This window comes from Nocardiopsis aegyptia, from assembly GCF_013410755.1.
GTDB classification, from domain to species: domain Bacteria; phylum Actinomycetota; class Actinomycetes; order Streptosporangiales; family Streptosporangiaceae; genus Nocardiopsis; species Nocardiopsis aegyptia.
Map to the genome: position 1 here is coordinate 4,991,600 of NZ_JACCFS010000001.1, position 12,738 is coordinate 5,004,337.

Here is a 12,738-nt window from a genome sequence, read left to right on the forward strand (position 1 = left end):
TGTGAGGTCACTACGGGACGACGAGCACGAGGCGGGAGACCCGGGGGGCACGGTGGTCGGGGTCGGAATCCGACCGGTCACCCAGGTCACCCGTTCGGGCGTGGGCCAGGCGTCGCTGCGGTGGAAGCCGCAGATCGACCGCTCCGAGGTCCGGTCCCTGCTGTCCTACCTGCGCGCCTGCCTGAGCCGGGAGGCCGTGCACACCCACGAGGTGCGGGCCGAGCACGTGGACTCCGACACCTGCGCGTGCCTGCCGACCGGCCCCGAGCTGCTGTTCAGCGGGGCGCGCGAGACCCTGCCGCTGCACCCGGAGTCGGCGCGGGTCCTGCGCCTGTCGCTGCGCCGGGGGCAGGCGCTGCGCTACGGCTACCCCCTGGTGGTCGTGGGGGAGGGCACGGACCGGGCGGCCCTGCCGCTGCTCACCGTCGACGTGCGGGTGGTCGACGACCTGGAGGCGGCCACGGGGGCCTACGACCCGACCGGCGCACAGGGGCCGCTGGTCCGGCCGGTGGGGCCGCCCGACATCAACTGCGCGCTGCTGGAGCGGCTCGGCATCACCGATCCCGAGGACCTGTTCGAGCTGCGGACCCGCCTGCGCACCGGCGCGCCCGACACCGTCCGGCGGCCCGCGGCCGTCGCCGAACTCGCCGCCAAGGTGCGCACCCTGCTCAGTCGGCTGGAGATCGAGCGGGTGGACGACATCGACCCGCTCGGAACCCGGGGCCTGCCCCGGGTCATGGACCCCGGCGCGCACAACGTCGCCGTGGTGTTCCGGGCGGGGCCGGGCGGCCAGTTCGACACCGACGACCCGGAGCCGGGCGGTGTGGAGGGGATCCTCGCCGACCTCGACCCCGCCGACCGCGACGGGCTTCACCCGGACCAGGTCGGTGGAACCGCGCTGGAGTCCCTGCTCGGCGGTGCGCCCGAGGACGTCGGCGGACCGGGCGAGGGGGAGGGGGACACGCCCCCGATCTCGGCGACGGCGCTCACCCAGTCCCAGTACGAGGTCGTGCGGTCCGCCATGCGCGAGCAGCTGACGGTGGCGGCGGCCCCGCCCGGCAGCGGCCTGACCGACCTCGTGGACGCCCTCGTGCGCACGGCCGTCGGCCACGGCCAGCGCGTGCTGGTCTGCGCCGCCGGAGAGGACGACGTCCGGGACGTCCTGCGCGGAGCCGGGACCGCGCCCGCGCACCCCGTCGTCCGTGTCGGCGGCTCCCGGCACCGCGCCGCCGAGATCCGGCTGCTCGACCGGATCCTGACCGAGCACACGAACCCCGCCGCCGACGACGGCGACCCGCCGCCCGACGCGGAGGAGGCCGCGCGGCACTGGCGCGACCTGTCCGAGGCATGGAACCGGATCCAACACGTGTGGCGGGCCATGGACACCATGGCCTCCGGCGGCCACGCGCTGGCCCGGCTGGCGGTCGAGCGCGTCCACAGCATCGCCCAGGGCTGGGACCCCGACCGCCTCTTCACCCCCGAGCGCGGCGGTCCGGAGTACTGGCTGCACCGCGCCGAACGCGCCAGGTCCGGCGGGCTGACGGGCCTGCAGCACCGCACCGCCATCCGCCGCGAAATGGGCGTGCCGACCGACTCCGACCACCTCGTCCGGCTGTGCGCGGTCGCCCGGATGGAGAGCGAGTGGCGCGCGGCCGTCGACCGCCGCACGGGCTGCGCGCCGCTGGGCCGGCTCACCGCGGAGCTCTCCGAGGCCGGAGAGCGCCACCGGCGTGCCGGCGCGGCCTGTCTGCGCGCGGTGGCCGAACCCCGGCTGCGCCGCGGCCGGGCCGCGATCGAGAACCGTCTGGAGACGCTGAACTGGCACCACGGGAGCGGCTGGCCCGGCCTGCCCTCCCTGCTCGACACCCTGCCCGCCTGGGTGTGCCGTACCGACCAGGCCCGGGCCCTGCCGCCGACGCCCGGGCTGTTCGACCTCGTGATCGTGGCGGGCGCCGAACGCACCCGCGCCGCCGAACTCCTGCCGGTCCTGTACCGGTCCAGGCGCGCGGTCGTGATCGGCGACCCCGCCCATCCCGGGCCGACGAGCGCGCTGGAACCGGACGAGGAGCGGCGCGCCCTGGCGGCGTCCGGAACCGCCGCCGAACAGCTGGAGGCCCGCGGACTGCGCCACGGGTCCGGTTCGGCGCTGCGGGCGGCCTACAAGGCGGCCCCGCCCCTGCTGTGGCTCGACGAGTACCACGGAGCGTCGCCGGAACTGGCCGAGATCGCCTCCCAGCGCTGCTACGGCGGCCGCGTCGCCGTGCACGCCGCCCCCGACCTGACCGGGCGGGGCGATGTCGACTGGCGCGACGTGGCCGGGACGTGCGAGGCCGCGCCGGGCGCCTCCTACATCAACCGGGACGAGGCCTACCGCGTGCTGGTCGTCGTGGACGAACTCGACGCCGAGGTGCCGCCCGGGACGACCATGGCGGTCGTGGCGCCCACCCAGCCGCAGGTCGCGCTGATCCGGCGACTGCTGGCCAAGCGCGTGCTCCGGCACGACGTCCGGGTGGGCGGCGCCGACCTGCTGGGCCGCGACGGTGACACCGTCGACCTGACCGTCCTGTCGCCCATGCTCGCCAAGGGCTCACCCGCGATCGCCGAACGCCGGGTCCGGCGGAAGAGCCACCTGTGGTCCACCGTGTTCACCCGCACCCGGCGGCTGGTCGTGGTCGGCGACCGCACGTACTGGTCCGGTGACGACGGCCCGCTGGGCGACCTGCTGGCCGGTGCGAGCGACCCCGGCACCGCGCCGGACCCGGTGCGCACCGCCCTGGTCGAGCGCCTGCGCGAGGTCGGGACCAGCGTGCTCACCCGGCAGACGGTCCACGGGTGGACCGTGGACCTGGTCGTCGGCTTCGGCGCCCGTCGGCTGCTGCTCCTGCTGGACCGCGAGTCCCACGGCCGCGGCCTGCGCAGGCTCGTCGCGCGCGGCGAGGCCCTCAACCGCGCCACCGGGGACCCCGTCGTGGTCGTCCCGGCCTGGCGCTGCCTGGCCGACCGGGAGAGCCTGGTGGAAGAGATCCTGTCGGCAAGTTAACTGTGCTTCTGGCGTCCTCGCAGGCTCGGACGCGCATTCGGGGCGCCGAGTAGCCAGTGTTCTTCGTCGTCGACTTGCCTTGCTCGCAAGCTCGCTGCGGCCCCGTCTCCTCCTGCAGAACACTGGCGCGCCCCTCACTACTACCCCCATGGATCCGCCACCTATAGCGGTTTCAACCCCCCGGGGGCCATCGTGAGCGGAACCGGCCACGCCCAACCCCCTACGGTTCCGCATGCGGATACGCACACGTCCAACCCCCTGTGGCCCCCATGCTGAACGGCCTACCTCCACCCCCCTCGGGCGCACGCGAACCGTTTCGTGCGGCTCCGACCCCCTGTACACCCCCAGAGCGGAACGGCCTACCTTTCACCCCCTGGGGCTGAGGCGGGTCGATTCGTGTGGCTCCACCCCCCTGCACGCCTATGGTGGAACGGTCAACTTTCGCCCCCTCGGATGCGCGTAGACCGCTCTCGTGCAGCTTCACCCCCTGCCCCTGAGACACAGGGGGTGGGCGTGCAGATACGGGCCTGCGTGAACCCCTGGGGGGTTGAAGCCTCTACAGGTGAGGGGACCGCTGGGGGATCGCGAGGGGCGCGCCAGTGTTCTGCAGGAGGAGACGGGGCCGCCGCGACGAAGGAGCAAGGCAAGTCGACGACGAAGAACACTGGCCTCCCAGCGCCCCGAGCACGGGCCGAAGCGAGGAACGAGCGGAGGCCCCAGAAAAGCACAGCACAGAGAGGGACCGAAGTTGCCTGAGGGGCACACACTGCACCGCTTGGCGGCGCACTTCGACAAGACCTTCGGCGGCGGGACCGTGCGGGCGTCGAGTCCGCAGGGGCGCTTCGCCGAGGGCGCCGCGCGGGTGGACGGCCGGGTGCTCGTCGAGAGCGAGGCACACGGCAAGCATCTGTTCCTGGGGTTCGACTCCGGGGAGTGGGTGCGGGTGCACCTGGGGCTGTACGGCGCGTGGACGTTCGGAGACGTGGACGGCGAGCGGCACCTGGGCGCGCCCAGGGCGGAGGGCGCCGGGCGCCTGGACCTGGAACGCGACGCGGAGGGCTTCGTGGTGCCCCCGGCCCCGGTCGGCGCGGTGCGGGTCCGGTTCGTGAACACGACCGGCTGGGCCGATCTGCGGGGCGCCTCGGTCTGCGAGGTCATCACGGGGGACGAGAAGGCGGCCGTCCAGGACCGCCTGGGGCCCGATCCGTTGCGGGCGGACGCCGATCCCGAGCGGGCCTGGCGCGTGGTGAGCCGGTCGCGGACGAGTATCGCGGCGCTGCTGATGCGGCAGGACGTCGTCGCCGGCATCGGCAACATCTACCGTGCGGAGTCGCTGTTCCGCGCCGGACTCGATCCCCTGACCCCGGGACGCGACCTGGCCCGTGACCAGTGGGAACGCCTGTGGGCCGACCTGTCCGGGCTGCTGCGCGACGGCGTCCGCGACGGCTACATCATCACCACCCGCCCCGAGGACCGGCCGGATCCGGACGCCCGGCCGGTGCCCCGGCCCGACACCCTCTACGTCTGCTACCGGACCGGCGAGCCCTGCCGTGTGTGCGCGTCGCCCGTGGCCGCGCGGGAACTGGCCGGTCGCACGCTGTACTGGTGCCCCGGGTGCCAGGGCGGTCGCTGACGCGCTGCTTCCCCTGTTCGTGCCCGAAGCGGCGCGGATCGCGTGCGTTACAATCCCATGCCGTCTGCTTAACCGGTTCAGCAAAGGAGGCGAAGTGGGGGCATTAATGCGGCGTCCGACCATCATGGACATCGCCAAGGCGGCGGGGGTGTCCAAGGGGGCGGTGTCGTACGCGCTCAACGATCGGCCGGGGGTCTCCAAGGCGACCCGCGCCAGGATTCTGGCGATCGCGCACGATCTCGGATGGGCGCCCAGCAGTACCGCGCGGGCCCTCTCCCCGGGCGGCCGGGTCGGCGCTCTGGGCCTGGTGGTCGACCGTCCGGCCCACTCACTGGGCGTCGAACCGTTCTTCATGCAGCTGGTCTCGGGTATCGAGGCCGAGCTCGCCGCCACCGGTATGGACCTGTTGTTGCAGGTCACGGAGGATGCCGATGCCGAGTTGGCGGTCTACCGCCGGTGGGCGGCCGAACGCCGGGTGGACGGGGTCATCCTGGTGGACCTGCGCGTCGACGACGCCCGGGTCGCCCTGGTGGAGGACCTCGCGCTGCCCGCGGTGGTGCTCGGCGGGCCCGACGGCGCGGGAACGCTACCGTGCCTGTTCAGCGACGACGCCGCCTCGATGCGCGAGGTGGTGCACTATCTGGCGGCTCTCGGACACGAGCGTATCGCACACGTCTGCGGCCCAGGCGACCTCGTGCACTCGCGGGTGCGCTCGGCGGCCTTCGAGCGCGCGGCCGCCGAGGCCGGGCTGCACCAGGCGTTCACCATCGAGGCCGACTACACGGGCGAGGCCGGGACGCGTACCACGCGCAAGCTCCTGGCCAGGTCCGATCGTCCCACCGCACTGGTCTACGACAACGATCTGATGGCGGTGGCCGGCCTGGGCGTGGCCAGGGAGATGGGGGTGGACGTGCCCTCCCGGCTGTCCATCGTGGCCTGGGAGGACTCGGTGCTGTGCCAGCTGGTCCGCCCGTCGCTGACCGCGGTCTCCCGGGACGTGCCCTTCTGCGGCGGCGAGGTGGCGCGGATGCTGGCCCTGGCCGTGGCCGCCGAACCCCTGGAGCCCCGTGAGGCACCGCGCGGCGAGCTGCACCCGAGGGCCAGTACCGGTCCCCGAAGAGCATGACCGGCAACCGTCGTCGCTGTTACAAGGCCATAACAGCGAAGTGTCGGGGATTGACGGGGTTCGTCCGAGCATGTTGTTGTTAACGTCACTTACCCGGTTCAGCAAACGGCCCATCCCGGCACCGTCTGGGAGCGCTCCCAGCTTAGGGGATCCCCCCACGGGCCGTCCGGGTCGAAGGAGGAGTCGAGATGAGATCGCTGCGGCTTCCGGCGGCACTCGCGGCACTGGCCATCGCGGCCACTGCCTGCTCGAGTGGCGGCGGAGAAGATGATGGCAACTCGGGGTCCTACCCCCGAGAGGAGACGCTGTACACCACGGGCACCGCATGGGGTCCACCCACGAGCTGGAACCCCATGATGAAGGGCCAGTACGCGGTCGGCACCATCGGCCTGGCCTACGAGCCGCTCTTCCTCTACGACTCGGCCGCGGGCGAGTACGTCCACTGGCTCGCCGAGAGCGACGAGTGGACCGCCGACAACGTCCACGAGATCACCCTCCGCGAGGGTGTCACCTGGACCGACGGTGAGCCGCTGGTCGCGGAGGACGTGGTGACCACGCTCGAACTCGGACAGATGGAGGGCTCGCCCTACAGCAACGTCTGGGACTACGTCGAGTCCGTCGAGGCCACCGACGACCTGACCGTCGAGGTCACCTTCTCGGAGTCGCGCCCGCAGGAGTGGATGAACTGGGCGTACACCAACCCCGTCGTCCCCTCGCACATCTGGTCCGAGATGTCGGAGACCGACGTCATCGAGAACCCGAACGAGAACCCGGTCGTCACCGGCCCCTACGTCTACGAGTCGCACAGCGACGACCGCATGGTCTGGGAGCGCAACGACGACTGGTGGGCGATCGAGGCCCTCGACATCGACATGGACGCCCGCTACATCGTGGACATCGTCAACGCCTCCAACGAGGTGACGATGAACATGCTGACCCAGGGCGAGGTCGACCTCTCGAACAACTTCCTCCCGGGCATCGACCAGGTGCTGGAGGGCGACGAGACGCTGACCAGCTACTACGACGGTCCTCCGTACATGCAGAGCGCCAACACCGCCTGGCTGGTCGTCAACCACGACCGCGAGCCGATGAACGACGTGAACTTCCGTCAGGCGCTGGCCCACTCGATCGACATGCAGGCGATCATCGAGGGCCCGTACTCCAACCTGGTCGAGGGCGCCAGCCCCACCGGCCTGCTCCCGGCCTGGGACCAGTTCATCGACCACGAGCTGGTCGCCGAGGAGGGCTTCACCTTCGACCAGGACGAGGCCGTCGCGATCCTGGAGGAGAACGGCTACCTCGACGAGGACGGGGACGGCTTCGTCGAGACGCCCGACGGCGAGCCCATCGAGCTGACCCTGCAGGTGCCGTCCGGCTGGACCGACTGGATGGAGTCGGCCCGTCTGATCGCCGAGCACGCCCAGGCCGTCGGCATCAACGTCACCGCGGACTTCCCCGAGTTCGACCTGCTCGTCGACAGCCGCAACTCCGGTGACTTCGACATGCTCATCAACAACGAGCGCCAGCAGAGCAACACGCCCTGGACCTACTACGACTACCTCTTCCAGCAGCCGGTCCAGGAGCAGCAGACCACGGTCAACTTCGGACGGTACGAGAACGAGGAGGTCTGGAGCCTGGTCGAGGAGTTCGCCGCCCTGCCGGTCGACGACATCGAGGGCCAGGTCGAGCTCAGCTCGCAGATCCAGGAGGTCCAGCTGACCGAGCTGCCGGCCATTCCGCTCTGGTACAACGGCCTCTGGGCGCAGCACAGCACCAACAACTGGACGAACTGGCCCTCCGAAGCCGAGGACACGCCGGACTACCCGGCCGCGCTCTGGAACGGCTGGCTGGAGCTCAGTGCGGTGCAGATGCTCGCCGAGCTCGAACCGGCCGCCGAGTAGCCACCCCGAGGCCGGGGTGTCGGGAGCTCCCACCCCCCGCCCCGGCCACTTCCCGCCCCGGCCGGACCGCGATACCCGTGACGAGCCAGTGAGGCCGTCGCAGGTCCGGTCCGGCCGGGGCCGTGTCCCGGCGGGGCGGGCGCCGCCCCCAAGCCCGGCGCCCGCCCCGCGCGGGGCGCGGGACTCCCACGAGGAACCACTGTCACGGCGAGCCCACGAGCACGCCGGCGGCGAGGAACCCGCCGCGTCCCGAGCCCCGAACCGATCCCGCGAGGTCCCAGGGCAACGGGGCCCATGACCGTCCGCCGCCATCACCCTGGAGGAAAGTGTGTGGCGCTACATCGGCCGCAAACTGGCCGTCTACCTGCTGACGTTCGTCGTCGCGGTCACGATCAACTGGATGATCCCCCGGTTCATGCCGGGGGACCCGGTCCGGAGCATGCTCTCCCGCGCCTCGATCAGTGACCCCGAGGCCCTCGAACGCATGAACTCCTACTACAACGAGCTCTTCGGACTCGACACCCCGCTGTGGCAGCAGTACCTGAGCTTCTGGGCCGGACTGTTCCGCGGTGACCTGGGGATCAGCATCATGCTCTACCCCGAGCCGGTGATCGACATCATCCTGCGCGCGGTCCCGTACACCCTCGCGGTCCTGCTGCCCGCGATCCTCCTGAGCTGGATCGTCGGCAACCGCTTCGGCGCCTACGCGGCCCGCAGCAAGATCCTGGACAACACGATCCTGCCGGTCGGCTACGTCCTCACCGCGACGCCGTACATGTGGCTGGCCCTGCTGCTCGCCTGGGCCTTCGCCGTGGTGCTCGGCTGGTTCCCCGTCGCCAACGGCTACAGCTTCTCCCTGATCCCCGCGTTCACGTGGGAGTTCATCTGGGACCTGGTCATGCACTGGTTCCTGCCGTTCCTGTCCATGTTCGTCGTGGCACTCGGCGGCTGGGCGATCGGCATGCGCAACATGATCATCTACGAGCTGGAGGCGGACTACTCCAACTACCTCCAGGCGCTGGGCGCCCCGCGCAAGCTGATCCGCCGCTACGCGTTCCGCAACGCGATGCTGCCGCAGATCACCGGCCTGGCCGTCCAGCTGGGCACGATCATCGCCGGAGCCCTGCTCACCGAGATCGTCTTCAACTACCCTGGTCTGGGTTCGCTGATCCTGGACTCCCTGACCAACCGCGACTTCTTCCTCCTCCAGGGCATCTTCCTGTTCGTGGTCGTGGGAGTCCTGATCGCCAACTTCATCATCGACATCGTCTACGTCCTGGTCGACCCGCGTACCAGGGTGCAGATGACGGGAGGAGCGGCATGACCGACGTCGCCGGCGCCCCGGGCGCGGATGGGGCCAAGGCCCCCGAACCGGCCGCGGAGCGCAAGGTCTCCGAGACCCTGCACTTCGCGCGGCGCAACCCCAAGCTCCTCATCGGGTCGAGCATCGTCCTCGGCCTCCTGCTCATCGGGCTCATCGGCCCCTTCTTCGTCGGTGACGACCCCAACGCCTACGTCGGTCCGCAGAGCGAGCCGCCGAGCGGCGAGTACTGGCTGGGCACGACGAGCTTCGGCCAGGACATCTGGGCCCAGTTCGTCTACGGCCTGCGCTCGACGTTCCTCATCGGCGTGTTCGGCGGCGGCGTCGCGTTCGTCATCGGTACCGCCATCGGCTTCGTGGCCGGCTACAAGGGCGGGATCGTCGACGAGATCCTCAACATGATCACCAACGTGGTCCTGGTGCTGCCCGCCATGGTCGTCCTGATCGTGGCCGTGGCCTACCTCGACGCACGCGGTGTGTTCATCCAGGGCATGTTCATCGGCCTGACGTCGTGGCCGTGGGCCGCGCGCGCGGTGCGCTCGCAGACCCTGTCCCTGGCCACGCGCGACTTCGTCGACCTCGCCCGGCTCAGCGGACGGCGCACCTGGCGGATCATCACCACCGAGGTCGCTCCGAACATGAGCTCCTACCTGGTGATGACCTTCATCCTGCTCTTCGGCAGCGCGATCCTCATCGCCGCCGGCCTGGACTTCATCGGTCTGGGCCCGACCAACGGGGTCTCGCTCGGCCTGATGCTGGAGAGCGCGGTCGCCTGGAGCGCCCTGCAGCTGGAGATGTGGTGGTGGTTCATCCCGCCGGGTCTCGGCATCACCACGCTGGTCGGTTCTCTGTACATCCTCAACGTGGGTCTGGACGAAGTGTTCAACCCCAAGCTGCGGGAGCTGTGATGACCCTGCGCGTCAAGGACCTGAAGGTCTACTACCAGACCCTGCGCGGGGACGTCCACGCCCTCGACGGAGTCAACTTCGACCTCGCCGACGGCGAGATCATGGGCCTGGCCGGAGAGTCGGGCTGCGGCAAGTCCACGCTGGGCAAGAGCCTGATCCGCCTGGACTCGCGGATGCGCCACGTCGGGGGATCCGTCGAGCTCGACGGCAAGGAACTGCCCATCGCCGACGACGACGCGATGGTGCCCTTCCGCTACCACGAGATCTCGCTGATCCCGCAGTACGCGATGAGCGCGCTCAACCCGACGCGCAAGATCGGGCGGATGATCAACGAGCTGCTCCGTTCGCGCGGGCTCCGTCCGGCCGACATCGCCGAGGAGCTGGAGCGCCGGCTGGAGCTGGTCGGCCTGGACACCGACGTGCTCAACCGGTTCCCGATCGAGCTGTCGGGCGGGATGAAGCAGCGCGTGGTCATGGTGATGTCCACGCTGCTCAACCCGTCGCTGCTGATCGCCGACGAGGCGACCTCGGCGCTGGACGTGTCCACGCAGCGCTCCGTGGCCGAGTCGATGGTGGAGTTCCGCGACCGCGGCTACGTCAAGAGCATGGTGTTCGTGACCCACGACATCTCGCTCGTGTACCAGATGGCCGACACGATCATGGTGATGTACGCGGGCCGGATCGCGGAGAAGGCCTCCACGAGCACGATCATCAACAATCCGCAGCACCCCTACACCCAGATGCTGATCTCGGCGCTGCCCGAGGTCGGCTCGACGGCGGAGGAGACCCGCCTGGAGGGCATTCCCGGCACGCCGCCCGGGCTGCTCAACCCGCCGACGGGCTGCCGGTTCAAGGACCGCTGCCCGATGGCCTTCTCCAAGTGCAACGAACAGCCGCCGCTGCTCGAGATCGAACCCGGCCACTGGGCCGCTTGCTGGAAGACGGGGTGAGGCAGACCATGCTGGAACTCGACCGCGTGCACAAGGTGTACCGGGTGGGAGCGTTCGGCGGCGGGCGGCTGCGCGCCGTCCGCGACGTCAGCCTGACGGTGGAGCCGGGCGAGGTCGTCTCCCTCATCGGTGAGAGCGGCAGCGGCAAGAGCACCATCGGCAAGATGGTCCTCGGCCTGTTCAAGCCGACGTCGGGCCGGATCACGGTCGAAGGCACCGACATCACCACCATCAAGGGATTCGCCGCCCGCAAGGAGTACTACCGGAAGGTGCAGGGGGTCTTCCAGGACCCGTTCAGCTGCTTCAACCCGATCTTCAAGGCCGACCGGGTCTTCGAGATGATCCGCAGCTCCTACTTCCCCGGTGTCTCGGACGCGGACTGGCGGGACAAGGTGCTGGCGGCCGTGGGGACCGTGCGCCTGGACCCGGAGAACGTGCTCAACAAGTACCCGCACCAGCTCAGCGGCGGCCAGCTCCAGCGCCTGCTGATCGCGCGGGCGCTGCTGCTGGACATCAAGCTGCTGGTCGCCGACGAGATCATCAGCATGCTGGACGCCTCCACCCGGATCGACGTGCTCAACCTGCTCGGCGATCTCAAGGAGCGCGGACTGGGCATCCTCTTCGTCACCCACGACCTCTCACTGGGCAACTACGTCAGCGACAAGTCGGTGATCCTGCGCAAGGGCGCCATCGCGGAGATGGGTCCCACCCTGCGGGTGTTCGACAACCCGCTGCACCCCTACAGCCGCCACCTGCTGTCGTGCGTGCCGCAGCTGCACCGGACGTGGGCGGAGGTCGACGCGGAGCTGGCGGCCAACCCGCCGGAGGACGTGAAGTTGCCGACGGTGGAGGAGGGCGACGACTCCGCCCCCCTGCTCGAAGCCGAGGAAGGCCACTTCGTCGGGATCGACCAGGGCTGAGGCCCGTCCCACCGCCCGCCGCCCGGCCCGGGAGGGTCCACGGCCTCCTGGTTCCACCCCATGGAGGACGGGGCCCTCTCCGTGTTTTCCGGGGGAGGGCTCGTGGCGGTTCTCCGCCCGGGCCCGGGGCCGTGTCCGCCGAAAGCGGAATTCGTCGCCGGAACGCGGGTGGACGGCACCGATTCGAGGGTGTCCGTCCGGACTCGTGTGCTCTTGTGCTGCCCCGTCCGGAACGTGGACCGGCTGTCGGAGAGGGCCCCGGCCGGTGCCACTGCCGCCGGGTGGGGAGCCCTTCGTCGTTCTCCTCGGAGGGGCGGGGCCCGGAGCGGACACGGTGCCGGCGCCACCAGTACTGAAGTGCGTCGACGACACGCTGGTGGCATCCGCGTGAGCGGAGGGTGACGAGAGGGTGTCCATCCCATGCGCCACAGGGGTTCCCCGACCGGACGGACCGTATTCCTCAGGATGTGGTGCGTGTTGCCACACTCAGGACCCTCGCCAACGGGCTCGTCTGTGATAAGTTCAGTAGTGATTGTTAGTCGTTGAATTTCGCAGTTGGTGTCTTGCCCGCGGAGTTTGTGACCGGCGGGCGGTTTCTCATGGATCGGCTCGCGGCAATTATCGGGCGTGTGAGTATGCGTCCGTGTACACCGAGCTGAAGGAGAAAACATGGCTCAGGGAACTGTGAAGTGGTTCAACGGCGAGAAGGGCTTCGGCTTCATCTCCCCCGACGACGGTGGCCCCGACGCCTTCGTTCACTACAGCGCGATCCAGGGCACGGGCTTCCGTAACCTGGAGGAGAACCAGCGCGTGGAGTTCGACGTCGTCGCCGGTACGCGCGGCCCGCAGGCCGAGAACGTCGTCGCTATCTAACACGTAGCCACGTAGTGGGACGCCCCCGGAAGGTACTTCCTTCCGGGGGCGTCCTCGTTGTGTCGG

9 protein-coding genes are annotated in these 12,738 nt (G+C 70.2%); all 9 read left to right on the top strand.

Going from position 1 to position 12,738, the window contains the following annotated elements:
* Position 1 precedes the first annotated feature (1 nt).
* The 9 genes from HNR10_RS22305 to HNR10_RS22345 all read left to right on the top strand — a co-directional run bounded on the left by HNR10_RS22305 (position 2) and on the right by HNR10_RS22345 (position 12,672).
* On the top strand, positions 2-3,040 hold the full coding sequence (locus HNR10_RS22305) for a DEAD/DEAH box helicase (RefSeq protein WP_179826586.1): 3,039 nt from the start codon (positions 2-4) through the stop codon (positions 3,038-3,040).
* Positions 3,041-3,788: 748 nt separating this feature from the next.
* Positions 3,789-4,673, top strand: coding sequence for an Fpg/Nei family DNA glycosylase (locus HNR10_RS22310; protein WP_179826589.1), 885 nt, complete (start codon positions 3,789-3,791; stop codon positions 4,671-4,673).
* A gap of 106 nt (positions 4,674-4,779) precedes the next feature.
* Entirely contained in the window at positions 4,780-5,799 is a 1,020-nt protein-coding gene (locus HNR10_RS22315; protein ID WP_179826590.1) for a LacI family DNA-binding transcriptional regulator, read from the top strand.
* A 188-nt stretch (positions 5,800-5,987) separates the two neighbouring features.
* Complete coding sequence (locus HNR10_RS22320; protein ID WP_179826592.1) at positions 5,988-7,700, top strand: ABC transporter substrate-binding protein; 1,713 nt, start codon at positions 5,988-5,990, stop codon at positions 7,698-7,700.
* A 328-nt stretch (positions 7,701-8,028) separates the two neighbouring features.
* Entirely contained in the window at positions 8,029-9,024 is a 996-nt protein-coding gene (locus tag HNR10_RS22325; RefSeq protein WP_179826594.1) for an ABC transporter permease, read from the top strand.
* On the top strand, positions 9,021-9,929 hold the full coding sequence (locus tag HNR10_RS22330) for an ABC transporter permease (RefSeq protein ID WP_179826597.1): 909 nt from the start codon (positions 9,021-9,023) through the stop codon (positions 9,927-9,929). Before HNR10_RS22325 ends, HNR10_RS22330 begins: the two co-directional genes overlap by 4 nt.
* A complete protein-coding gene (locus HNR10_RS22335) occupies positions 9,929-10,879 on the top strand; it encodes an ABC transporter ATP-binding protein (RefSeq protein WP_179826599.1) in 951 nt (316 codons plus the stop codon). Before HNR10_RS22330 ends, HNR10_RS22335 begins: the two co-directional genes overlap by 1 nt.
* Positions 10,880-10,887: 8 nt before the next feature.
* A complete protein-coding gene (locus HNR10_RS22340) occupies positions 10,888-11,799 on the top strand; it encodes an ATP-binding cassette domain-containing protein (protein ID WP_179829895.1) in 912 nt (303 codons plus the stop codon).
* A gap of 669 nt (positions 11,800-12,468) precedes the next feature.
* Positions 12,469-12,672, top strand: a complete 204-nt coding sequence (locus tag HNR10_RS22345) for a cold-shock protein (protein WP_053615475.1) — start codon at positions 12,469-12,471, stop codon at positions 12,670-12,672.
* Positions 12,673-12,738 lie beyond the last annotated feature (66 nt).